This window comes from Pseudoalteromonas sp. MMG005 (assembly GCF_018101015.1).
GTDB lineage: Bacteria > Pseudomonadota > Gammaproteobacteria > Enterobacterales > Alteromonadaceae > Pseudoalteromonas > Pseudoalteromonas aurantia.
The window spans coordinates 78,268-102,785 of sequence record NZ_JAGJEK010000018.1 but is presented as its reverse complement, the minus strand read 5'-3'; the positions used below and the strand labels follow the sequence as shown (position 1 = coordinate 102,785).

At 39.3% G+C, this 24,518-nt stretch carries 20 protein-coding genes; 9 read left to right on the top strand and 11 right to left on the bottom strand.

Going from position 1 to position 24,518, the window contains the following annotated elements; all coding sequences use genetic code 11:
• Positions 1-48: 48 nt before the first annotated feature.
• Together J8M01_RS15280 and J8M01_RS15275 are read right to left on the bottom strand one after the other, a co-directional pair.
• Positions 49-1,857: a DUF885 domain-containing protein gene (locus tag J8M01_RS15280; protein WP_247671157.1), complete on the bottom strand. Its 1,809-nt coding sequence runs from the start codon at positions 1,855-1,857 to the stop codon at positions 49-51.
• A gap of 284 nt (positions 1,858-2,141) precedes the next feature.
• Positions 2,142-4,091, bottom strand: a complete 1,950-nt coding sequence (locus J8M01_RS15275) for a sensor histidine kinase (RefSeq protein WP_247671156.1) — start codon at positions 4,089-4,091, stop codon at positions 2,142-2,144.
• Positions 4,092-4,465: 374 nt separating this feature from the next.
• On the opposite strand from J8M01_RS15275, the gene J8M01_RS15270 reads away from it, so the two are divergent.
• The 5 genes from J8M01_RS15270 (at position 4,466) to cydB (ending at position 10,799) form a co-directional block, all read left to right on the top strand.
• Entirely contained in the window at positions 4,466-5,605 is a 1,140-nt protein-coding gene (locus tag J8M01_RS15270) for a Na/Pi symporter (RefSeq protein WP_192509275.1), read from the top strand.
• 189 nt (positions 5,606-5,794) lie between these two features.
• On the top strand, positions 5,795-7,462 hold the full coding sequence (locus J8M01_RS15265) for an asparagine synthase-related protein (protein WP_211058570.1): 1,668 nt from the start codon (positions 5,795-5,797) through the stop codon (positions 7,460-7,462).
• A gap of 440 nt (positions 7,463-7,902) precedes the next feature.
• A complete protein-coding gene (locus J8M01_RS15260; RefSeq protein WP_192509273.1) occupies positions 7,903-8,448 on the top strand; it encodes a MarR family transcriptional regulator in 546 nt (181 codons plus the stop codon).
• A gap of 16 nt (positions 8,449-8,464) precedes the next feature.
• Positions 8,465-9,808, top strand: coding sequence for a cytochrome ubiquinol oxidase subunit I (locus J8M01_RS15255; RefSeq protein WP_211058569.1), 1,344 nt, complete (start codon positions 8,465-8,467; stop codon positions 9,806-9,808).
• Entirely contained in the window at positions 9,801-10,799 is a 999-nt protein-coding gene (cydB, locus tag J8M01_RS15250) for a cytochrome d ubiquinol oxidase subunit II (protein WP_211058568.1), read from the top strand. The genes J8M01_RS15255 and cydB overlap by 8 nt, the downstream gene beginning before the upstream one ends.
• Before the next feature lie 77 nt (positions 10,800-10,876).
• On the opposite strand, the gene J8M01_RS15245 is transcribed toward cydB, so the two are convergent.
• A complete protein-coding gene (locus J8M01_RS15245) occupies positions 10,877-11,893 on the bottom strand; it encodes a lytic murein transglycosylase (protein ID WP_211058567.1) in 1,017 nt (338 codons plus the stop codon).
• A complete protein-coding gene (locus J8M01_RS15240) occupies positions 11,886-12,167 on the bottom strand; it encodes a YcgL domain-containing protein (protein ID WP_192509269.1) in 282 nt (93 codons plus the stop codon). The genes J8M01_RS15245 and J8M01_RS15240 overlap by 8 nt, the downstream gene beginning before the upstream one ends.
• Before the next feature lie 214 nt (positions 12,168-12,381).
• On the opposite strand from J8M01_RS15240, the gene minC reads away from it, so the two are divergent.
• From minC to minE, 3 genes are read left to right on the top strand one after another with little or no spacing between them, the layout of a single operon-like run.
• The gene (gene minC / locus J8M01_RS15235; RefSeq protein WP_192509268.1) at positions 12,382-13,083 is read left to right on the top strand and encodes a septum site-determining protein MinC; all 702 of its coding nucleotides are present in this window, start codon (positions 12,382-12,384) and stop codon (positions 13,081-13,083) included.
• Positions 13,084-13,088: 5 nt separating this feature from the next.
• Positions 13,089-13,898 carry a septum site-determining protein MinD gene (minD, locus tag J8M01_RS15230; RefSeq protein WP_192509267.1) on the top strand — a complete coding sequence of 270 codons (810 nt, stop codon included), beginning with the start codon at positions 13,089-13,091 and terminating at the stop codon, positions 13,896-13,898.
• 1 nt (position 13,899) lies between these two features.
• Positions 13,900-14,169, top strand: a complete 270-nt coding sequence (minE, locus tag J8M01_RS15225; protein ID WP_192509266.1) for a cell division topological specificity factor MinE — start codon at positions 13,900-13,902, stop codon at positions 14,167-14,169.
• A gap of 67 nt (positions 14,170-14,236) precedes the next feature.
• On the opposite strand, the gene rnd is transcribed toward minE, so the two are convergent.
• From rnd to J8M01_RS15210, 3 genes are all read right to left on the bottom strand, one after another.
• Positions 14,237-15,367 (bottom strand): ribonuclease D, encoded by a 1,131-nt coding sequence (gene rnd / locus J8M01_RS15220; RefSeq protein WP_211058566.1) that lies wholly within the window; start codon positions 15,365-15,367, stop codon positions 14,237-14,239.
• A 55-nt stretch (positions 15,368-15,422) separates the two neighbouring features.
• Complete coding sequence (locus J8M01_RS15215; RefSeq protein ID WP_211058565.1) at positions 15,423-17,075, bottom strand: AMP-binding protein; 1,653 nt, start codon at positions 17,073-17,075, stop codon at positions 15,423-15,425.
• Positions 17,076-17,195: 120 nt separating this feature from the next.
• On the bottom strand, positions 17,196-18,059 hold the full coding sequence (locus J8M01_RS15210; RefSeq protein ID WP_211058564.1) for an alpha/beta hydrolase: 864 nt from the start codon (positions 18,057-18,059) through the stop codon (positions 17,196-17,198).
• 133 nt (positions 18,060-18,192) lie between these two features.
• Between J8M01_RS15210 and J8M01_RS15205 the strand changes: the two genes are divergently transcribed.
• Positions 18,193-19,482 carry an alkaline phosphatase gene (locus J8M01_RS15205; protein ID WP_211058563.1) on the top strand — a complete coding sequence of 430 codons (1,290 nt, stop codon included), beginning with the start codon at positions 18,193-18,195 and terminating at the stop codon, positions 19,480-19,482.
• Positions 19,483-19,501: 19 nt separating this feature from the next.
• Here the strand turns inward: J8M01_RS15205 and J8M01_RS15200 are convergent, their stop codons facing one another.
• The 4 genes from J8M01_RS15200 to J8M01_RS15185 form a co-directional block, all read right to left on the bottom strand.
• Positions 19,502-21,517, bottom strand: coding sequence for an EAL domain-containing protein (locus J8M01_RS15200; protein WP_247671155.1), 2,016 nt, complete (start codon positions 21,515-21,517; stop codon positions 19,502-19,504).
• A 91-nt stretch (positions 21,518-21,608) separates the two neighbouring features.
• A complete protein-coding gene (locus J8M01_RS15195; protein ID WP_210994902.1) occupies positions 21,609-21,905 on the bottom strand; it encodes a hypothetical protein in 297 nt (98 codons plus the stop codon).
• 44 nt (positions 21,906-21,949) lie between these two features.
• On the bottom strand, positions 21,950-22,636 hold the full coding sequence (tsaB, locus tag J8M01_RS15190) for a tRNA (adenosine(37)-N6)-threonylcarbamoyltransferase complex dimerization subunit type 1 TsaB (RefSeq protein WP_211058562.1): 687 nt from the start codon (positions 22,634-22,636) through the stop codon (positions 21,950-21,952).
• A gap of 1 nt (position 22,637) precedes the next feature.
• The gene (locus J8M01_RS15185) at positions 22,638-24,464 is read right to left on the bottom strand and encodes an ATP-dependent DNA helicase (protein WP_247671161.1); all 1,827 of its coding nucleotides are present in this window, start codon (positions 24,462-24,464) and stop codon (positions 22,638-22,640) included.
• Positions 24,465-24,518: the final 54 nt, after the last annotated feature.

Sequence of the window (24,518 nt, the reverse complement as noted above, 5' to 3'; positions counted from 1 at the left end):
AAGTTCAAAATAATATTTTTGAACTTTTGCTTTTTAAGTAGCTAGTCGCTATTTTTGATTCGTAACCCATGCCTTGATTTTTTTCTCAAGTAACACCATAGGCAACGCGCCATCGATCAATAACTGACGATGAAATGCTTTAATATCAAACCGTTCACCTAATTCTTTCTGAGCGTGTGCTCGAAGCTCCTGAATTTTAAATTGCCCTATTTTATAGGATACAGCTTGGCCAGGCCACGCGATATAACGCTCCACTTCAGCAATAACATCACTTTTTGCCATCGATGAGTTATTAATCATAAATTCGATTGCTTGTTCACGGGTCCATTTTTTGGCATGTAAGCCGGTATCAACAACTAAGCGCATCGCTCTTAATTGTTCATCAACTAACCGGCCATACCACATTAAAGGATCAGTAAATAACCCGAGTTCTTTCCCTAAGCTTTCAGCATATAATGCCCACCCTTCAGAAAAAACAGTATATCCCCCAAACTTTCTAAATAACGGTAAGTCTTTGATCTCTTGTTGTAAGGCAATTTGAAAATGATGCCCTGGTGCGGCTTCATGAATTGACAATGTTTCAACTAAAAACTTAGGTTGAGCCTTTAAATTGTGTGTATTTATATAAAAGACACCGGGTCGGGAGCCATCAGGAGCAGGGCTTGCGTATGAAGCGCCAGCGGCTGATTGTGCTCTATATGCTTCAACAGCTTTTACGACATAATCTGCTTTAGGCTGTACATCAAATAACAAGGGAACTTTGGCGTCTATTCTACGTTTCGCATCTTCATAAGCTGCGATTAAGTCTTGCGAAGAATCAAAATAAAATTCGTCGCTCTCCCTTAAATGAATGAAAAATTCTTGCAAATCTCCCTGAAACTGTACTTGTTCTTTAACCCAGTTCATTTCATTACGAATTCGTTGAACTTCGTTTAGACCTGTTTGGTGTATTTCATCCGCACTTAATGAAAGTGTCGTATGTCGTTCTATTTGATATTCATACCATGCATTGCCATTTGGTATAGCGCTTATCCCAACAGAGCTGCGACTATTCGGTATATACTCTTCTTCTAAAAAGCGTGCCATTTTTGTGTACGCAGGTATAAGTGATCGCTCAATCATAATCCGATAGCTTGAACGTAAATTTGCAACTTCTGCTTCTTTAAAGGATTCTGGTAACTTTTTGATTGGTTTCCAAAAAATAGAGTCTTCTGCTTTATTTACGATATGTGCTTTGAATTGCGGCAACAGCTTTTCACTTAACACTTGCGGTAATACAACATCATTTTTAATACCTAACCGCATATTATCAACGATGCCATCAAGCCAAATAAAATACTGTTCAGCTCTAGAAAGAAAATTCATATAATCACTGACTGTATTAAAAGGCTGTGCACTCGCACCTGAACCCAAACTCGCAAACGTATTATGCGCACCCGTCATTTGGTTAATTGGCATCATATGAGAAGGAAATTCAGTTCCCCTTAGTGAAAAGGCCAAATCACGTGACAATACATCATAACTCAGCAGGCTTTGCCCAGATAACTGGCTCTTATCAATCATTGACAGTTGTGTTTGATATTTTTTTAAGAATTCGATATATGCTTGTCGAGTATCTTCCGTACTCGGCTTGTTAAACTGACCATTGTATTGGGTATAGCCAATAAATGTACCGCTTACAGGTCTTAGTGATATTGATTCATCAAAGTAACTTTTGGCAATCAATGCCATACTCTCATTTGCAGAGCGAAGCTTTTGAATTTTAGTTGTGCTTTCTACTGAGTTACTAGACTCAAGTAACTGGCAACCGCTTGCCATAAGTCCAATAGTTATTGCAATTGAAACGTTTTTTAACATTACTATCATTACCTTATCACTTTATTAGAAGTGTCCGATTCTGACAGAGAACATCTAACTAAACCATAACTTATCGGAATTCAGTCATGAAACACATTAAAGTCATCACATACAAACCAAATACCAAGTCATTCCCCCCATAAATAAAGCACCCGATGTAAGTGGTCAATAAAGTAGGGATCTCGCTAAGTAATGAATGCTGTATTTGATGTACGAGTACGTGGAGTTTTACCCTGTAAAAGAAACCGACTTATACATTATGATCGGTTAATATGACTTATAGGTTACGCTGCTGAAGCGACTCTACGTGGTAATATCAGTTCAATGCACAAGCCACCTAGTAAGCTATTGTGAGAACCGATTTTACCATGATGCGCTTCTATTATTTTTTTACACATTGCCAAGCCCATCCCCTTACCTCCAAGCATCGCACTGCGAGATGTTTCTTGGCGATAAAGCGGTTGGAAAAGCTGTTGGTGAGCTTCATAGGTCAACGGTGTTCCTGAGTCCTCTATTCTGATGATAATACCTTCAACCTGTTCAACAAAGCTCAATTCCACTTCGACATTTTTACCACCAAAACGTAATGCGTTTTTTACCACCTCAATAATGACTTTTTTTAATGCTGAGGAGTCAAAGTTCAAGCTGTCGATAGAATTAAGGTGATTATGCAACGTCAAACTTTGATGACGCATATCAACTAAATGCTGACACTCTTGATGGACTTCATTAATAAAAGGCCCTAAGGAAACCGACTCAACCTTCAATAACTTATGCATATCCCCCTTACTTGTGACAAGCATCAATGAATTTATAAATTGATTTAGCTCATCAATTTTATCCATCAGTTTAGTATATGAATCATGCACGTTATCAACAATATTGTGCTGCAATGACTCCACCTGAATTTTCATAACCGTAAGAGGTGTTCTTAATTCGTGAGATAGATCCGTAAACAGTTGCGCTTCATGTTTCTTGATGTCTTGTTTTTGCTGCTCAGATGTACGCTTTTCAAATGCAACAGTCTGATTGAGCGAATTAACTTGGTTTTGTAACTGAAATACAAGCTGCTTTTGAACTGACTTATGCTGAATTGCCATGGCAACCGTAAACAAACAAACCTCAACTAAATAGCCTATTTTAATGTAACTGGCAATTTCAAAGACATCGAATACGTTGCCATAGCTCGCACCCATTATCGTTAATACATTAAGAAACAATACATGATTGAATAGGCTCAATGAAAAAACGCGGATCCCTGGGGCTTGTTGCTTTAGCGCCCAAATACATGTGTACACAAACAATGGAATAATAAATGTACTTGTTAACAAGTTGTAGTACACCGTTTCAATATAGAGCGCTACGGGCACCAGCAGGCAATACACAGTAATAGCAATGATATATATACTGTTCAGTAATGAATGGTGATGCTGTAACTGTAAAAAGCCGCGTACGAATAACAAATGGAATATTGGCACAATGGCCATTAACGCAATTGAAAATTGACCTGCAAAGAGTCCATTTTGAGGCCAAAGATATTGATATGAAAACCCTGCCATATCGACTACGATGGCTAAAAACAATAGAGTCCAAATAGCATAAAATACATTTGTCATATTCAAATTAAATGACAAATTAACAACAACAATCAGTAAAATTGCTGCAATCACCCCAACTAATGCTGCGTTAGTCAACAAACTCGATTGTGATGTATTCAAGTAATGTTCAGCGCTATGAATACGGATATTGGCTGGTGCATTAGCAAATGTTTGGTAACTGACATATAGCGTTTTGGTTTCCCCTGAGGTCAGTTCTATGGGGATATAGGTTTGTGGGTCTAACACTGGCCGTTCATAAAAAGAACTACTTTCAGTCAGCTTATATAAAGGCGCATCATCCGGTGTATCTTCCCAATACACCATAAGTCTTGGTAAGCGTGCAAATCCAAATGAGAGATACCATAATGCCGTATCTGAATCATTGACTATTGTGACTTTAAGCCACCGATCGTACTGCTGGTTATGGGGCTTTTTTTGTTCTAAATTGAAAGGAGATAACAACTGCGGTTGATCAATAAATTGTTGTTTCGACGTAATGATCTCAGAAAAATCGTTATAATGAAGCGCACTGGGTTTTACAGAATAGACTACTTGTTTATTGGTGAGTGTTAATTTAACATCCTGAGCAAACAAATTTGTACACATTAGCAACAGGAGTAGATTTACTAGCTTCATTGTAGTCACAATTCTCTCTTTGATTAACAATAGCTTAATCTTAAAAAATGTAGAGAATATGGAGAAGCATTCTCATTTAACGCACTTGCAATTTCCGGCTCCCCTCCTTTGCAGCTTTGTAAAGTAATGTAAATAGGTGTAGTGTATCCTCTGTAACCAAACTGTATATTAAGGTATTTAATATCAATACCTTAAATTTAGAACTCGCACTTTCATTAGAGTTATCGTAATGAATTTATCAGTACTTTTTGCCATTCGCCGAATTTCTAATCACACTGAAATATTTCTGTAATATTTCAATGTTCTAATCACCTCGAAATAAAAACGTCATATTAGCCTAATTAATGAGCTAGACATACACTTGAGACTATACAATGAGTGAATCAAACCAAAATTCGTTATTTTCAAAAGCTACCAATTGGGCAGCAATCGCATTTCTAGTCTATTTAGTACTCGTTGCGGTAGGAACAGTCAGTGGTGGATTTAAACTTGCTTCAGGCGGTAGCGCTGGTGCAAAAGAAATATTTGAATTTGCAACTAACCCATTTGTTGCTTTGCTCCTTGGCGCATTAGCCACCGCACTTGTGCAATCATCCTCTACGGTAACATCCGTAATTGTTGGCTTGGTAGCCGGTGGTTTACCAATTAGTATCGCTATACCTATGGTAATGGGTGCAAACATTGGCACAACCATAACAAACACACTAGTTTCAATCGGCCATATTCGCTCAAAAGAAGAGTTTCAGCGCGCCTTTGCTGCCTCCACGGTACACGACTTTTTTAACTTACTGGCAGTCGCTATATTCCTACCTTTAGAAATTATGTTTGGCATGTTACAAAAACTTGCTGAAAGTCTATCTCATTTATTTGTCGGCGATGCTGATTTATCCCTTAAAAGTTATAACTTTATAAAACCTCTTGTTAAACCTGCGGTTAATGTAATTAAAGACGCCGTGAGCTTTCTCGATGGTAAAGCCATTGGTATTGCAATGGTCGTCATTGGTATTGCCCTGATCCTATTTGCCGTAACCACGTTAGGGAAGTTGCTTAAAAAAGCGTTAGTTGGCACTGCAAAAGAATTACTACACAGTGCGATTGGTCGCGGTCCTGTCGCGGGTATCACCTCAGGTGCAGCGGTGACTATTATGGTTCAATCATCTTCTACAACAACGAGTTTAATGATCCCATTAGCTGGCAGTGGCGTGTTTAATACACGACAAATCTATCCTTTCACATTAGGTGCCAATATAGGAACAACCATCACTGCATTGCTTGCTGCAACCTCTATTTCGGGAGCTGCTGCCGAGGTTGCCTTAACTATTGCCCTAGTACACGTGATGTTTAATATATTTGCGGTAGCGCTAATATATGGGATCCCAACCTTACGTGAGTTACCACTGATTATGGCAGAAAAGCTCGCTAAAATAGGCGCTAACAACAAACCAGCCGCGCTTGGATACGTTTTAGGTTCCTTCTTTATCGTACCTGGACTCATTATGATGGCAGTTCGCTAAAACAATCAATTGTTAATAAGCCAGCATTATGCTGGCTTTTTCATATTGGTTTGCACATTGCAAACTTAACCGCGTCTCCCTGTTATACATAAACCTAACCTTCTAATTAATATAAGCTTTATTTTGATCATTTGTTGGTATATTAACTGCTTTCAAAACATATCACTCTTGTTTCTGTAGGCCCCTGATATGTCACAATTAAGCGTTAAGTTTAACCTAGAACATGCAAAAGCGACTCTGTCAGAGTCATTTTATGATATTGACGTGACATGCAATGGCGACGCTCATGCTGTTGTTCAAATGAAAAATGAGTGTGGTCACTTATTGATTTGGGGCGATGTCGCACAGCAGGCGCGCGACCGAGAAATTTGGCATGGCGTTCAACATAATCAACAACCGACCGTCGCCGGCAGAAGTTGGCTATTTATAAATTTACTGAGTCGAACTATTTACGCTGGTGCTGATCTATACGGCCTATTTCCAGTGTTTCTTTATCAAGATACTGACAACATTATCGTTTCATCAAGCCGTCAAGCCTTAGTGGAAATGTTAGGTCGCCCCATTGCTTTAAATTCTAATGCGATGCGATGTATGCTGACCTTTGGTCAACTCTTTAATGAAATGAGCATTTTGGAAAATACTCACCACATCAGCGCAAGTTCAACATTTTCCTTATCGTTATCTTCTGAGCGACTGTTCAAGCTTAAAACAGCGACTTTAAGTGAAGCAGCTAGTCGCACGACAAACTTTAGTGACGCTGTAGAAGCCGTTGTAGAATCTGTCAGAGCAAGCATTAACAACTGTCAAAACCCAATGCTTTCCCTTTCTGGCGGTCTTGACTCTCGGCTAATTCTTGCTTGTTGCGAAGCTTTGAATATGAAACTACCTGCTTTATGCTACGGTAATAAGCACAGTGCAGATGCAAAAATTGCTGCTGAACTTGCAAGTGTTTGTAATATAGAACTTTTTACCAGCTCAGAACTGGCGGGAAATGTCACAATTGAAAATAGTAAACGGATTGCGCTGGCCGGGCAAGGAGAAGTGCCAATCCATCATGCACACGCATTAATTGATGCATCTCTTGTCGCCGCCACAAAAAACCACACGTTACTGACGGGTACAGGTGCAGAAACATATCGAGCTTTTTACTATGACCGAGGAATGCCTGGTTTTTCAGCTTTCGGTCTTAAATGCCTAAACCGTTTAACAATGCCGAGAGTTGAGCGCTATATCACCGAAGAATATGGGAAAACAGCCCGTACGGCTTTTGAATTATTTCCTGAATACGCTGAACAATTACAGGCGCAAGTACGTGAATTACTCCAAGCATTGAATGACAATAGCTATAGTGCAGCACAATTTGCCGATAATTTCTATTTGAAAGTTCGGGCTGCAAGAATGGTTGTTGCAGGTCAACAGTTACTAGATGAAGACTACAATCGAACCCACCCATTTTTGTCCCCAGAGGTCGTATCTGCGATAGGCTCGTTGCCAGCGAGCTTTAAAGTCAGTAGTGCATTTCATCGAAAAGCGATTTGTAAATTATCGCCAAAGCTCGGCGCCATAAATTGGGATAAAACGTCAAAACCACTAAACAAGGGACTCACGTTATTTCAACGCTACCCAGGCCTTGCGTCTCGGTTTGGCTTTGGTCATTTTTTTGGCAAAAGTTCAATACCTATGTTTGAGTATCAATATAATCAAGACACAGCTAACAACTTAGAGGCCGTGTTAAAATATATAGGTATCAACGAGGAGAAGAATATTCAATCTTGTTATTCAGAAATGGAAAAATCCGGCACTTTAGCGCATGCACTTGGGTTAACAGCTGTTTGGCAACACTTATTGATGAATTGATATTTTAAAGTAGCGCCCTGAATAACAAGGCGCTCACTTCTTAGAAGTAGTCACCTAAGTAACAACAGCACATTGGACTTACCTGTTAGACCCAACGGGACCTTAACGCCAATAACTGGTGGTTAAATAGAGTGCGATCCAAAATCATAGACCTTCAATTTAATCCAACTCCACCCGAACTAATTACTAGGATAGCTTTTGGCTATCGCCATTTCAAAGTCAAATCAGGACAAAAATATCGCACTCCTTTTAGACGCTTATTAAGCTTCATATCAAACTCACAAATATTTTTATTCAAATTAAAACCGAAGGTTACGTAATGCATAAAACAACTTATTAATCTTGCTATTTTTTGATTAAAATATCCTCATTAAAAGCTTGATCCAAATCAAATGTCCCTATATATTAAAGTTTCAATAATTACTGAAAGTTTAATAACTATGATTTTATCTCCTAAAATAGAAAATTTCGTGCTTCATTGCGGTGAAATGGGTAGTCGCTGGGGCTTCAATCGGACAATTGGGCAAATGGTTGGGCTACTCGTCATTCATGAGAAACCACTTACAGCTAATGAAATTGCTGAAGCACTAAAAATCAGCCGTGGCAACGTCAGTATGGGGATCAAAGAGTTGCAATCTTGGCAACTTGTCAAAGTTCATCATATTCCAGGGGACCGTAAAGAGTACTATTCACCTAACGGGTCTATTTGGGACCTTGCAAACAAAGTATTTGAAGAACGTCGAAAAAGAGAAATAGATCCAACACTTACTCTATTAAGAGGCCAAATTTTAGATAACGCCAACACACCCGAAGAGGAGTATGCCCAAGACCAAATGCAATCTATTCATGACCTTTTGGAAACCGTCACTAAATGGTCAGCTGAACTCCAACGCTTATCACCTGAACAACTTCAATCTTTAATGAAATTAGGTTCATCTGTCAGTAAAGTCATTGATTTAAAAGATAAGCTTCTTAGAAAGTCGTAAAAAGCAGAGGTGCGTCATGCTTGATACATTATTATTATCCCGGATCCAGTTCGCAACAAACATTAGTTTTCACATTCTATTTCCTACCATAACCATAGCGCTTGGGTGGTTTTTGGTATTTTTTAAAATACGATATGATTTGACCCAACACCCCGTCTGGCTAAGAGCCTACCGTTTTTGGGTCAAGATATTTGCCCTAACCTTTGCGCTTGGTGTAGTCAGTGGCATTACCATGTCATTTCAATTTGGTACAAACTGGCCCGGCTTTATGGAAAAAGTCGGTAACATTGCTGGTCCATTATTAGGCTATGAAGTTCTAACCGCATTTTTCATGGAAGCCACATTTTTGGGCATCATGCTCTTTGGAATGAAGCGTGTTTCCCCTAAAGTTCATACCCTATCCACAATTGTTGTCGCCGTCGGTACTACTATTTCAGCATTTTGGATACTGTCATTGAACTCCTGGATGCAGACTCCGGCAGGATTTGAATTACGTGATGGCATTGTGTATCCAACAGACTGGTTTGCGGTCATTTTTAATCCTTCATTTCCCTACCGATTTTTCCACATGCTGTTGGCGAGTGGCTTAACGGCTTCCTTCCTAATTGCTGGCGTAAGTAGTTATAGATTGCTCAAAAAGGATGACAAACATGCACCACAAGTCACGTTAAAAGTTGCGTTGACAGTTGCAGCCATACTTGCGCCATTACAAGTTTTTGTGGGTGACCTCCATGGATTGAATACACTTGAACACCAGCCACAAAAAGTAGCAGCAATGGAAGGTGCTTGGGAAACTGAAAAAGGCCTACCATTAGTGTTATTCGCGATTCCCAATGAACACACACGTAGTAATGATTTTGCAATCGAAATACCCAAAGCGGCTAGCTTAATTTTGACCCATGACTTAGACGGAGAAATCAAGGGCCTAAATGAGTTTCAAGGCGAACACCCGCCCGTTAAACCCGTATTTTTTGGCTTTAGAATAATGGTTGGCATTGGTATGCTAATGATCATTGTTGCGTATTTTAGTCGATTTACTTTATGGCGAAATAAAAAACTAAACAGTTGGCAATTAAAATTACTCGTGTACATGAGTTTCTCTGGCTGGATAGCAACACTTGCTGGATGGTATGTAACAGAAATAGGTCGTCAACCCTATCTAGTCTCTGGCATTCTCACCGTGGAAGAAGCGGTAACATTAGTGCCATCGAGCAACGTTGCTATTTCTCTTGCCGCGTATTTATTGACTTACCTTGTTTTGCTCGTCGTTTACATTAAAACCCTATTTTATACGGCCGACAAAGCCGTTCAAGTCGAAGAGTATGACTACTCAACAATGCCGGAGGTAACCAATGCTTAGTCCTGAAATGTTATCTTATATCTATGCTTCCTTAATGGCACTGTCTATTTTGGTTTATGCTATTTTAGACGGTTATGACTTAGGCGTAGGTATTCTATTACCAACAAAACATGATGACCATGCAAATACCATGATCGCCTCTATTGGGCCTTTTTGGGATGCCAACGAAACCTGGCTTGTGCTTGCTGTTGGCCTTGCGCTTATCGCTTTCCCGACAGCACATAGTATTATCCTCCAAGCTTTGTATCTGCCTGTCACAATCATGCTTATTGGCTTAATACTGCGTGGTGTCGCATTCGATTTTAGGGCGAAAGCGAAAACCAAAAGAAAACAGCTATGGGATACTATTTTCAAAGCTGGGTCGATCATTAGTGCGTTTATGCAAGGCTTTATGCTTGGTTTATATGTCATGTCATTTGAAACAACGGTCGTATCACTTACATTTGCCATGCTTAGTGGCGCAGGCGTTGTCGCCGCCTATACATTAATTGGATCCGCATGGTTAATATTAAAAACGGAAGGTGAGCTACAATTAAAGGCTATTCAGTGGTGTAAAACAGCAGGACGGATCACCTTTTTGGGTGTCATCGCGGTTTCTATCATTAACCCCCTAATAAACAATGATGTATATACTCGTTGGTTCGAGTCTAACCTATTTACCTTACTGCTTGGTGTACCACTGTTATGCTTGAGTTTGTTCTTTATTCAAGATAAAGCACTCAAACGGTTAGTACTAGCCCCAACTAAAAGACCTTGGCAACCATTTATCATTTCGGCTTGCATTTTTGGACTGTGCTTTTTTGGCTTAACATACAGCTTCTATCCCTTTGTTGTGCCGGGACAACTCACCATATTTGAAGCCGTTGCAGCACCTGAATCACTCAACTTTTTGTTGTATGGCGTCGCAATCGTCGTACCTACCATAATAACTTACACGATTTTTTCATATCGTGTTTTTTGGGGGAAAGTACAACCTCTTTCATACTATTAATTATTCACGTAGAGATATATTTAGCGCAAACAAAAAGGCAACCTGTTGGAGGGCTGCCTTTTTTATCTATTCCCCTACTAAATCTTAGGGTAAGCAATTCTATCTGATAAGTAACCTACACTTGTTGCGAAATAATAGGAACGATTCCAGTGCATCAGTGCTTTATAATTATCATATGCCAGATACATTCTGCCATTGATATCATCAGGCATGACAAGAGCTGCTGTAATATCTACTAAAGGTAGATTTGTACCATCTGCTTTTCGCAACCCCAGTGATTGCCACTTAGCAAGCGAACGTTCCGAATCCTTCCAATACTCTAGCCATTGTTTACGTGTCTTAGTTCCACGCTTTAGAACATACTCGCTATTCAACCCTTCTGGAAGTTTCACTTGACGCCCCCAAGTTAAATCGTCGTTCCAGCCAGCTTGTTTTAAATAATTCGCGATTGAGGCAAATGCATCGAGTTCTGTCGTCCAGATGTCTTTTCGTCCGTCTTTATCATAATCAACTGCATATGCATTAAAAGAGGTCGGCATAAACTGAGTTTGACCCATCGCACCAGCCCAAGAACCCTTAAACTTTTCTAATGAGATATGTCCGTTTTTTAATATATCTAATGCAGCCCATAACTGACGTTTATATAATGCTTCTCGGCGCCCATCAAATGCCAATGTGACAAGTGAGCTAATCACTGAATAGCCCCCTTGAATGCGGCCAAAGTTGCTTTCTAGTCCCCATAAAGCGACGATAAAACGAGCCTGAACACCGAATTCTTGTGCTATTTTCTCAAGTTCTACTTGATACTTTTTATACAGTTTTCTGGCCCGGTCTATTTTCCATTGCGGCACACGTTTAGGTAAATACGTTTCTAATGTTTCTACTACTTCAGGTTGATTTTTATCCGCCTTAATCACCTTCTTTTTAAACTTTGCCGTAGCGAAGGCTTCGTCAATCAAAGATTGCTCATACCCCTTTTGCTGCGCTTCTTGTTTTAGGGCATTGACATACAGATCAAACTTCTCTTGTGTGTTAGCATAACTGGTTGTTGATAAAACAACTGATGCCAATAATAGTGAAATTGTCTTAATCACTTTCTACTCCGTTGTGAGCCTTAAACTGATCCAGTAAGTTTTCTTCTGGTGGTGGTATTTGCAAGTAAAAACCATCTTCACTTAACTTTTCCTTAACCAATACTATATCAGCGATGCCTAATTTTTCACGTTTTGATAAGTCAAACATCATGACATACTTAGGTAGCCCAAACATATCCATCAATGCTTCAGGGATCTTGCTAAAATCGTCACGTTTCTCTATATAAAGATAGGTATCGGCTTTTTTTGAACTTTTATATACAGCAGTAAGCATTATACACCCATAATTTCTTGCTTATGTCTAATCAGCACTATACCATGACAGACAGTATATTTGGAAAGTTTTGCGACGCTTAGACGTATTAAATACGGGGCCAAACAATAATACTATTATAAAGTAACACATAGGTCCGTTTGTAAAAGATCTACAAAACTCTAACGTGTTCCCTTTTGAACTTTCTTGAATTTGTATAGTTATTAGAGCGCTTATGTCAGATCAAATATTTGAGTTAAAAGGAAACTTATTTACTCTTTCTGTTTTACACTTGTTCTCCGTTGACATTGCACGATTACGAAGTGAACTGGATGAAAAGATTTCCCAAGCACCAAAATTCTTTTTTGGTGCCCCCATAGTTGTCAATCTTGCTGAAATCCAAGAGGTAGAGGTTGACTTTGCATTACTGAAAACAACCTTGTCTGATCTACAGCTGAATCCTGTTGGTGTATGTAACGGTACTGAACAACAGCATAATCAAGCTAAATCAGCCAAACTGTCAGTATTGAACTATAGTAAAGATATAAAACCAACTACTCCAACTCAAACAGCGACTGAAGTCGTAGAAAAGCAAATTTATTTGCCCGCACAAATCGTTCAGGCAACTGTTCGCTCTGGACAACAAATTTATGCGAAAGACAGAGACTTAATTGTATTAGGCTCTGTGAGTCATGGTGCAGAAGTTATTGCCGACGGTAATATACATATTTATGGCACTCTGCGTGGCAGAGCCATTGCAGGAGCGCAAGGGTACGAGGAAGCAAGTATATATTGTCAACGCCTTGAGGCAGAACTCGTGTCAATAAATGGCAGTTACTGGATCAGTGATTCACTCCAAGGTGAACATTGGGGCAACCCTGCTCAAATAAAACAAATTAATGATTCATTAGAAATTACCGCTTTGGTCAAAGGATAATTCAGATGGCAAAAATTATTGTCGTAACATCAGGTAAAGGTGGCGTTGGTAAAACAACTTCAAGCGCTGCAATAGGTACTGGGCTTGCCTTAAAAGGCTACAAAACAGCCATAATCGACTTTGATATTGGTTTACGTAATTTAGATTTGATCATGGGCTGCGAGCGTCGTGTAGTATACGATTTCGTAAACGTAATAAACGGTGAAGCTAATCTAAATCAAGCACTAATTAAAGACAAACGTGTTGAAAAACTATTCATATTACCAGCCTCACAAACACGGGACAAAGATGCTCTGACCAGAGACGGTGTAGAAAAAGTCTTGAATGAGATGAAAGAAAGTTTTGATTACATTATTTGTGATTCACCTGCGGGGATCGAAGCTGGCGCAATGATGGCCCTTTATTTCGCAGATGAAGCCATTGTAACTACGAACCCGGAAGTTTCATCAGTAAGAGACTCCGACCGTATCTTAGGTATATTACAAAGCAAATCACAACGAGCTGAACAAGGCTTAGCGCCAGTTAAAGAGCACCTCCTTTTAACACGATATAATCCAACGAGAGTAGAAAATGGAGAAATGCTTTCAGTCGAGGATGTTCAAGATATCTTGGCTATTGACTTGTTAGGCGTTATCCCCGAATCAACAGCGGTGTTAAATGCATCTAACTCCGGACAACCTGTGGTTTTAGATAGTGAGTCTGATGCAGGACAAGCTTACAGTGATGCTATCAGCCGTCTACTAGGTGAGGTGATTGACTTTAGGTTTTTAGCCGTCGAAAAGAAAGGCTTACTTAAGCGTATATTTGGAGGTTAACGTGTCATTACTTGACTATTTTCGTTCAGAAAAGAAAAGCAGTGCTTCTTTAGCGAAAGAACGCCTACAAATTATTGTTGCACATGAACGCTCCAAACGTGGTACGCCAGATTATTTGCCTCAGCTTAAACAGGATATACTTGATGTGATCCGCAAGTATGTGAAAGTTGACTCAGACGCAGTTAATGTTCAATTTGAACAAAATGAAGATGACTTAGCTGTTTTAGAGCTTAATGTAACTTTACCTGATGACATTAAGGACGATAAATAGAAACACATTAAAAAGGCGCTTAATAGAGCGCCTTTTTTGATTTTATTTCATAGTGATAAGTAATCGATTACACATCCCATTGAGATAGTGCTTTTTTAACATAGCAATAACGCCAGTTTTGTAGTAAATCAGGTTTCAACAACACTGCCCGTTCTTCTGCTGTTTTCTTCCAGTTCCAGCTTAATAGTTGGTTTATTTGCTTTTTAGATGCGAATACATCAGCGGGAATACCGGCATCAACAGCAACCATTTTTATAATTGCAGAGATATCTTTCGCTGCTTTTTTGTAATTTGGATAATCTATCAGTCTTAATAGCTTTTCTGGGCAATTGGACTCAGTTACTGCTTTACCACGTTCAACACATTGCAAAATCTCTTTGCCTGAACGATTTACCTCACTCAGTTCAATACCCGGTATGTTTCTTAGACTGACTAAAGTTGTCGGCCTGCGCTTGGCAACTTCTACCATATTCAGCTCTTTCAACACAAAACTGAGCGCTAAATTCTTTTTTTGTGCTTTCGCTCTGCGCCAAGCTGCTAACTCTTTTAATACTGCCAAATCTCGAGGCTTTAATTGCCATGCATTTTTAATATCTAAATAGACGTGGTCGTCTGGTACTTCAAATGCACGTTTAGAAGCAATTAATTGTGACTCTTGAATTATGATGTCAAACAAGCTCTTCTCAATGATCTGTCCTGCTATTTTTTCAAAACAGGGTAATAGAAAATATACATCACTTGCTGCATAATCAAGCTGCTTTTCGGTTAGCGGCCTTTGTAACCAATTTGTTCTTGATTCACTTTTGTCGATTTCAACATCTAAAAGCTTTTTCACCATACTTGCAAAACCGACACAATTACCTTCACCTAATAACTGCAACGCAAACTGTGTATCAAACATTGGGTGAGGAACAAACCCTGCAAACTTTTGAAATACTTCTATATCTTCAGATGGCGAATGGAAAACCTTTAAAACTTTTTCATCTTTCAGTAAATGCCAAAACAGCGTAAAGTCTAATTCACATAAAGGGTCTATCAACGCTAAATGTGAGCCGTCGTACACTTGAATTAAGGCAACTTCCGGATATAACGTGCGGCGACGCATAAACTCTGTATCTATTGCAAGAATGGGAGCGTTAGACACCGATGAAACAAACTGATTTAATTGGTTTTGCGTAGTAATTAACTGATACTGCACGTTCACTCCTAGTGAAATTTGTACATAAAAAAACCGGCTAATGCCGGTTTCTTACCTACTCTTTTAAAGCCCGACGAAGTATCTTTCCAACGTTCGTTTTTGGCAGCTCCTCACGGAACTCAACCAATTTAGGGACCTTATAATTTGTAAGATTTTCTCGACAATGGCCAATTATATCCTTTTCTGTCAATGATTGGTCTTTTTTCACAACAAATACTTTGACTTGCTCACCACTGACTTCGTGTGGGATCCCGATTGCTGCAACTTCAAGAACACCATCGTGCATTGCAACAACCTCTTCAATTTCATTTGGATAAACATTAAAGCCTGAAACAATAATCATATCTTTCTTTCTATCTACGATATAAAAGAACCCATTATCGTCATAAGTGGCTATGTCGCCAGTGGCAAACCATCCATCTTGAAGGCATTCAGCAGTCGCATCAGGCCTGTTATAATATCCAGCCATTACTTGTGGACCTTTTACTAATAACTCTCCAGATTCACCTTTGGCTGCTTCTTCACCACTTTCTAATATAATTTTTAATTCTGTACTTGGTGCAGGCAAACCAATTGACCCGTTATACCCATCAAGGTCCCAAGGGCAGATAGTCACTAAAGGTGCACATTCTGTTAAACCATACCCTTCCATTAACTTACTGCTGGTTACCTTTTGCCATTTTTCGGCAACAGGACGCTGAACGGCCATTCCCCCACCAAGTGACATCTTTAAGCTGGAAAAGTCTAACTCAGCAAAACCTGGCGTATTTAATAAACCATTAAAAAGTGTATTTACACCGGTAATCGCAGTAAAGCGTTGTTTAGCCAATTCTTTAACAAAACCAGGCATATCGCGTGGGTTGGTGATCAGTATATTGTGTCCACCATACTTCATAAACGTCAAGCAATTCGCTGTAAGTGCAAATATATGATAAAGCGGTAATGCGGTAATAACGACTTCTTTACCATTATCTAGCACTTTGTCTAAACACCCTGAAACCTGCTCTAAATTGCCAACCATGTTGCCATGAGTCAACATGGCGCCTTTAGACACCCCAGTTGTACCACCGGTGTATTGTAAAAACGCCAAGTCTGTAAGTGATATGTCTGGTACTGTATATAAATTAGGATCAGCCGCCACCACATCTGCAAATGGTATCGTTGCTGGTAAGGTAAAATCAGGCACCATTTTTTTAACACGTTTGACTACGAAATTAACAAGGTGTTTTTTGACGCCACCCATCATATCGCCGATTTCGGTAAGCACAATATGTTTAACGGCTGTTTTTGGTAAAGCGTCTTGTAACGTTTTTGCGAAGTTCGCTAGAATAAATATTGCTTTTGTTTCTGAGTCATTTAATTGATGCTCAAGCTCACGTACTGTGTATAACGGATTAACATTCACAACTGTACATCCAGCACGCAAAACGCCCAGAATAGAAATAGGTGTTTGTAACAAATTAGGCATCATAACCGCAATTTTGTCACCTTTACCCAATTTCAATACGTTTTGAATATAACTGGCAACTGATTTAGTTGCATCATCGATTTGTTCGTAAGTTAACGTCTTCCCCATATTGGAATAAGCAGGTAAAGACCCGAATTCAGTGAAGCTCTTATCCAACATTTCAAGCAACGAGTTATAATGCTCTGGATCGATAGTTTCAGGCATCCCTTCTGGGTAGCGCTTTAGCCAGATTTTTTCCACTCTTAGCTCCTGTGTTCTATTTATTTTTTTAATACGTTACCTTAATAGAAATAAGGCACATAAACAATTGAGCAAATACTCTAATTGGGAGATATTCCCATATTTTGAATAAATATACAATCAAGTTCCATTAATTGTATTCAGGTGACGCTCTATTAACGCACAACAATCTTGGGGGTTTTCCATGTGGCAATGATGACCTCCTTCGACAATTTCAACCTGCAAAGTTTTGAAACAAGATTTAAAGGTGAGCAAGTTTTTCTTAACGAAGCCATACCCTCTGTCTCCTATAATTAAAAGGCTAGGAACCGATAATCCGTTTAATAAATGTTTGCTCTGCTCAAGGGTAAACCTAAATGCTGAATGTGTTTTTAATTTTGGATCCGTTGTTAAAAGTAACTGACCATCAGTACTTTTGGTGTTTCTGAGCATAAGCAACCGTGCAATCTCCGGGGTAAAATCAGACACATTCACGCGAAGGTTGACCAGTGTTTCAAAGTTTGGAAAAGCTTTCAACTCTGTTTTCTTGTCTATTCTTTTTCGTTCACGAAAAGACGCAATAAGTTGCTCTTTAGTGCCTTTTTCATCCCCATACATCATGCCAATGCCTTCAATCATGCATAAACTTTTAACGCGACTTGGATATAATGCACTGAACATTCCACATACTAGTGCCCCTAATGAGTGCCCTAGTAGGTGACAGCTTTCAATCTTTAAGGCATCTATAATGGTAAGCAAGTCATAAACATAGTCGACAAAGTAATAATGGGCATTGGGGCCTCGCCACTGCGACTTACCATGGCCTGCCATATCAATCATTAACCACCTATAACCTTCTTTTTTTTGATCCACTAAAGGAGAAAAGCTGTTCGAATTATCTAACCAGCCATGCAAACAAATCACCCACTCTTCACCAGAGCCATGTATTTGGGCCGAAAAACCATGTTTCCCAAGGAGGTCTATCGTATTTTTTTCATCAATCAACTTTATTTCCGTATTCTTTGCACAACTTATAATTTAATATCTTGCCTGACAACTAAGGCATATCACAAGTTAAATGTAACACGTTAATGATATGCTGCTTAATGTCAAACACGGGAATCTTAAGGAAGTAATCATGAAAAAGACATTACGCGCTGTTACAGCCAGCGTCGCATTTTTATGCAGTAACGCTGCAATAGCCGAACCGAAGAATATTATCTATATGATAGGCGATGGTATGGGACCTGCGTATACGAGTGCATATCGCTACTATATTGACGATCCAAAAACAAAGCATGTAGATAACACCATATTCGATGAAATTTTAGTAGGTATGGCACATACCTACCCAGATGATGACACAGTTGTCACTGACAGCGCAGCTGGCGCCACTGCGTTAAGTACTGCAACTAAAAGTTACAATGGCGCCATAGCGGTAGACACAAAAAAAGCGCCTCTCAAAACCATGCTTGAAATAGCCAAAGAGAAAGGCATGGTCACCGCGCTTATCGCAACATCTCAAATCAATCATGCTACCCCTGCAAGTTTCGCAGCTCACAATGAATCTAGACGTAATTATGATCAAATTGCAGATGACTACGTCGATAATAAAATAGCAGGCAAGTTGCCAGTCGACTTATTACTCGGTGGCGGGACTCAATATTTCAAAAGAGACGACCGTAATTTAGTTAAAGAGTTTACAGATGCTGGCTATCAATATGCTGATTCATTATCAGATTTGCATAAATTGACACAAATACCTGCGTTAGGCCTGTTTGCGCCAAAAGGTTTACCGTATGCGATAGACGAACACCCTAACCGCTTGGAGCAAATGACAAAAAAAGCACTGTCACTGCTCGATAGTAATAAAGACAATGGATTCTTCGTTATGATTGAAGGAAGCCAAATTGACTGGTGTGGTCATGCTAATGATATAGCCTGTGCCATGAGAGAAATGCATGACTTTGCCCAATCAATCAAACTGGCTAAAGCCTATGTCGATAAAAACCCAGATACATTGTTAGTTATTACTGCTGATCACTCTACAGGTGGCTTGACACTAGGCGCTAATGGCAAGTACTTATGGTTACGTGATGTGGTAAAAGGTGTCTCAGCTTCTGCTTCAATATTAACAAAGCAAATGATGGCAAGTGATGACCTAGAAAAGCTATGGATTCAATACACTCAATTACCTTACAACAAAGCAACGGCTATTTTACTGAAAGAGGCTAAATCTGGCGGTGAGAAAGCATTGAAAAAGGTTATCAAGCAGATCATTAACAAAGCCAGTTACACGGGGTGGACCACAGGTGGGCATACTGCCATAGATGTACAGGTTTTTGCTCATGGAAAAGGATATGAGAAATTTATTGGCTCACAAAATAATACAGACATAGCAGAAAAGTTAATTAGCTATATTAAATAGAATCAGTGTGACGCTATCGCTATGTTGACTTATAAATGCCAATAGCTTCTTCTATTGGCATTGCTTTATAATATAAAAACCCTTGAACACACGTAATATTAGCCGCAATCACCACCTGTGCATCTGCTTTAGATTCAATGCCTTCTGCAACGGTTTTAAACCCAAGCTCAGCACATAAATCGGCGAGGTTTTTATATAACAGCGCTGCCTTTTCGTTACTGCCATCGGGTAACAAACTTTTGTCGAACTTGATAGTATCAATGTTCAATTTAGACAAAATAGAGAGGCATGAGTAACCCGTTCCAAAGTCATCCATTGCACACTGGATATTGCTATCTTTTAAAGTCGTTACTATTGCCACCATCTTATTAAAGTCTTCTATATAACTTGACTCTAGCAACTCAACCTCTACTTGATCGGCAAAACGAGAGAAAGCTTTTATGACACGTTTATAGCCCCCAGATAACAAATTATCTGGGGAAATGTTAAAACTAATTTTGGGGTAAAGTCCTCTACTCGCAAATGCTTCTAAGTCAACCTCTAATTGATCTATCACAAAGTTATCAATCACATGCAGTAGGTTGTGTTCCTCCAAAGTTTCTAAAAACCAAGGTCCTGATACAGATTTATCTGGATTCACAAGCCGCAATAGCGCTTCAAATCCGACTATTTCCTGCGTAACTGGGTTTATTTTAGGTTGATAATATAGCGTAAGTGCACCGTGGTTTAATGCATCAGTCACTTCACTTAATGTATATCCCGAAATTTGTTGTTCCGCATGATGTGTCGCAAAGCGGCTTTCAGCTTGTTCTTCTATCATGCGACCAGCTGCATACCGTTTTACAAGCATATCAAGCGCTTTTCCTGACATATTATTTTTTTGGTGGGCAACTAAAAATGGATAGTAAATTGCTACATTCATGATAATTAGCAATGCTTGTAACAATACTATCCATACACTTTCAGTTAATATCCAAGCATTCACAAATACGGGGGTAAACCAAGGGATAGAATCTTGTGTAACAATAGGAATAAAATCGTGAATCAAAAGTTGATATGAAATAAAAGCGTTTATTGCTGGTGCTAATAAAAAGGGAATAAAAATATATGGGTTAAATACGATAGGTAGTGCATATAGCATCACTTCACTGATATTAAATACTGCCAGTGGCGCTGACAACTTCGCTATATGCTTTTCATGTTGAGCATTTTTGAGCAACAAACACGCAAGAATCAATCCCCATACACAGCCGGTGCCACCCAGAATTACGAAAGTAGAAAAGAAATGGTAGTTAATGAGCTCAGGTGTAACCATAAAACCAGATAACTCGCTAGACACTAAAATATGATATGTATTATCGCCATGTATTCCTAAGAACCATAAAAGGTGAGCGCCGATGAGCTGCAAACTTATCTTATCTTGTGGGTTTAATAGCAAACTATCTAGTGCTAAGTAATCCAGCACTATATCAGCGGCTTGCTCAACAAAAGGATAGATAAAAAGTGTAATCGTTGTAACCAACATATAGGGAAAAATCAAATTGACATGCTTTCTAAGAAACAAACTGATGGTGCTTACTTCCACTATTTTGAAAGCACGAAGACGCTCAAAATACGCCAATGAGTAACAGCAAAAAATAGGCATAAACAAGGTGTAAAGTACGCCTGCTCGATGGTCAATATGCAATGTTTGATCATCAACATAAATGTAACCCGTCGTGGCAGTAAAACAACTAATCACCAGTATTGGTGCCGCTATTGTATGTATTTTAATATTTTTCGCTAAGTGATAACTAAAGGAAAGTAATGTAAATAGTGGAAATAGCCCCCACACAAGTTGGTTAAATTGATTTAAATAATGATGGTCAAACCCTTTAGCTGCTATATCAAGCCACTGGTTAACGAGGGTAATTAAAGAGGCGACAATAAAAAAGGGGATTAAAGCAATATAGCCTTCTCGTAAAGATAGAATTAGCGTATTGGACGAGACTTTCACAGCTGTTTTATTAAAGTGATTAAACGACGCTCTCAGCAAAACGGCCCCTCAAATTTTCTTTTAACAATACCGAACTTAGAAAATAAAACAATCTCCAGTGAATAATTTAAAGTGAATAAATTTCAAATGCCTAGGCATAGATATTGACACCAATTAACGACTCTACATCTTCTCGACGTGATTGGTTATTAATCTCTTTATAAGCACTAATAGCCAAACTACTCTTGAAATCGGGTTGATCATAAATTGTTGAACGAGACTGTTCTTGAAATGCCTGCGCTAGTTTGATGCCTTCTGCTGAATCCCTAACTTGCGCAACGAGGTTTGGAGGGTTTGAAGACGGCGCAGTTACATTCTCCCGAGGCGCTTTAGGCACAGGCTTCAATTGATATGTATGTTGGTTGTTACTAACCGTTACCGTCTTCATTCTAATCGTACACTTTTCGTTGACTACTTTATAAACTTAACGAATTATTCCTTTCCTGGCAACTTTTTCCAGGTTACAGTATCTCGCACGTAGTTTGGTTGCGCATCCGCAGCATCCACAGTATTGCCTGTGCTAAATGCATGGTCGGCAATTTTTAGCATATAAAATGCATTAGGTAAGGTGACGTTTTCAAGCACAGATAAATTATGGCTTAATGCAGTGTTTGGATAAGTTACCCATGCAGTGCCTACAGCACAACTTGATGAAACAATATTTTCCAAATTATCCGGATTACATACTATTTCCTGATTGTTGGATACAGCGAGACCATTTTCGTCTTTGCTATAATCTCCAATATAAATCTCCCCCATCCGCGCATCAATTCCAGATATAACGCGACATTGGTTATGTTCATCAATCGCTTGCTGCGCCATCGTCTGTAAACTAGACACGCCCACTAATTTTAGACCCGATGAATACGCCAGCCCTTGTGCTATTGCTACGCCTATTCTGACCCCAGTAAAGCTTCCAGGCCCTTTGCCAAATGCAATACCATCAAGATCTTTCAGTGAACATTCAGCATCCAATAGCATTGCATCAATTTTCGGTAATATTTTTTGGCTATGTTGCTGCGGGCACTCCTCAAAGTAACGAAATGTTTTACCGTTATAATATATCGCTATACTAAGTGCTTCAGTCGAAGCATCGATCGCTAACAAGTTATACTTCATATTATTCTATATTCTCTAAGAATTGTGTTACAGCTTCCAAACTACGAGTTCGTCGCATATTTGGTAAACTTTTCAGAAATGTTTCACCGTATTTTCGCGTAACTAAACGATTATCGCAAATAACAAGTACACCTTTATCTGTTTTATCTCTAATGAGGCGTCCAACGCCTTGTTTTAAACTGATCACAGCTTGTGGTAACTGCACAGTCTCGAATGGCTCATTACCGAGTATTTCCGCATCTTTCATCCGAGCTTGCAGTAACGGGTCATCTGGAGAAGAAAAAGGCAATTTATCAATTAATACGCAACTTAATGTATCTCCTCGAACATCCACCCCCTCCCAAAATGAGGCTGTGCCCATGAGTACTGCATTACCATTACGAACAAATTGTTCAAGTATGATCCTTTTAGAAGACTGACCTTGCATGAAAATGGGGTACTCCGTTGCGGTGTTTAACCCCTCATAAACTAAGTGCATGACTCTATAGCTCGTAAATAGCAAAAATGTACGCCCTTTGGCCGCATTGATCAGTTGTTTCGCTATTTTCACAAGGGTATGAGGCATAGCATCATCTCGGCTCTCTGGCAGATATCGCGGCATACAAAGTAGCGCTTGTTTTTGATAATCAAAGGGACTGTCAACAATGCTCTCATGTGTCGGCTTAAGCCCTAAGCTCGCAGTAAAATGTTTTAACGATTGATCCACTGACAATGTGGCCGAAGTAAACACAAAACTGGCTTGTGTTTTATCAATAATACTTTTAAATTTACTCGATACGTCAAGTGGAGTTATGTGGATAGTTATGAATCGACGAGACGTTTCATACCAGTAACTAAAACCCGTTTGGCTTACTTCAAACGCACGCTCAAGTTGATTTTTAAACTTAATCACTCTTTCAAAAGGGTGTTCTATCTTATCCGTTCTATCTAGGCATAGCTTTAGTACCTGATACAAAAAATCAAGATCTCCAATTACCCTATGTAACGCATCACAAATTGTTTTATTAGCCAACGCTTCTCGCCAATCCCCTCTGCCACCTTCATTACCGAAGGCAATCCGTAAGTCAGCGACAGTTGTTTCCAATTTATTTAGGGTTTTTCCTAACTGCAGCATGTCAGGAATATCTGAGCGATAAATCAAACGAATATCATGAATTAACGCGAATAACTGCTTTGTATTTACCGATTCACCAAAGTAATCACTAGCAATTTCAGGCAGCTGATGTGCTTCATCAAAAATGTAACAATCAGCATTGGGCATTAACTCCGCAAAGCCTAAATCTTTGACAGCCATATCTGCAAAAAATAAGTGATGATTAATCACCACCAATTCTGCGTCAATTGCGGCTACACGCGCTTTACGAATGTAGCACTGTTGATAGTCAGGACATTCCTTACCCAAGCAATTATCCGCGGTTGAATTCACATACGGTAAAACTTTCGCATCCTCTTCAATGCCTATGCAATCCGCTAAGTCTCCGGTACTTGTTTCTGCTGCAAACTTAGCAACCATAGCAAGCTGATGCATAACATCTGGATCGTCTGTTGGCACATTTGTTACATGTTCGTTCAACCTGTAACTGCATAAATAATTAGCTCTACCCTTTAATAAAGCGACTTTTTTACCCACTTTCAATGCTTTTTGTAAAGCCGGTAAGTCACGATGGAACAGTTGCTCTTGCAGCGCTTTAGAACCTGTAGAGATGATGCTTTTTTGTTTACTTAGAAGTGCAGGCGCCAAATATGCGAATGTTTTGCCTGTGCCAGTTCCAGCTTCAACAATACATTGTCCCGACTGTTCCATTGTGTCAAAAACAGCCTGAGCCATATCAATTTGTGCTTGGCGTGGTTTATAACCTGAGAACTGTAAAGCAAGAGGTCC

Coding starts and splice junctions, on each gene's coding strand:
- J8M01_RS15240 (WP_192509269.1), bottom strand. CDS start 12,167: ATGCTTACTGCTGTATATAAAAGTTCAAAAAAAGCCGATACCTATCTT.
- J8M01_RS15265 (WP_211058570.1), top strand. CDS start 5,795: ATGTCACAATTAAGCGTTAAGTTTAACCTAGAACATGCAAAAGCGACT.
- tsaB (WP_211058562.1), bottom strand. CDS start 22,636: ATGAAGTATAACTTGTTAGCGATCGATGCTTCGACTGAAGCACTTAGT.
- minD (WP_192509267.1), top strand. CDS start 13,089: ATGGCAAAAATTATTGTCGTAACATCAGGTAAAGGTGGCGTTGGTAAA.
- minC (WP_192509268.1), top strand. CDS start 12,382: ATGTCAGATCAAATATTTGAGTTAAAAGGAAACTTATTTACTCTTTCT.
- J8M01_RS15185 (WP_247671161.1), bottom strand. CDS start 24,464: ATGGCTCAGGCTGTTTTTGACACAATGGAACAGTCGGGACAATGTATT.
- J8M01_RS15275 (WP_247671156.1), bottom strand. CDS start 4,091: ATGAAGCTAGTAAATCTACTCCTGTTGCTAATGTGTACAAATTTGTTT.
- J8M01_RS15260 (WP_192509273.1), top strand. CDS start 7,903: ATGATTTTATCTCCTAAAATAGAAAATTTCGTGCTTCATTGCGGTGAA.
- J8M01_RS15255 (WP_211058569.1), top strand. CDS start 8,465: ATGCTTGATACATTATTATTATCCCGGATCCAGTTCGCAACAAACATT.
- cydB (WP_211058568.1), top strand. CDS start 9,801: ATGCTTAGTCCTGAAATGTTATCTTATATCTATGCTTCCTTAATGGCA.
- J8M01_RS15195 (WP_210994902.1), bottom strand. CDS start 21,905: ATGAAGACGGTAACGGTTAGTAACAACCAACATACATATCAATTGAAG.
- J8M01_RS15280 (WP_247671157.1), bottom strand. CDS start 1,857: ATGTTAAAAAACGTTTCAATTGCAATAACTATTGGACTTATGGCAAGC.
- J8M01_RS15205 (WP_211058563.1), top strand. CDS start 18,193: ATGAAAAAGACATTACGCGCTGTTACAGCCAGCGTCGCATTTTTATGC.
- J8M01_RS15270 (WP_192509275.1), top strand. CDS start 4,466: ATGAGTGAATCAAACCAAAATTCGTTATTTTCAAAAGCTACCAATTGG.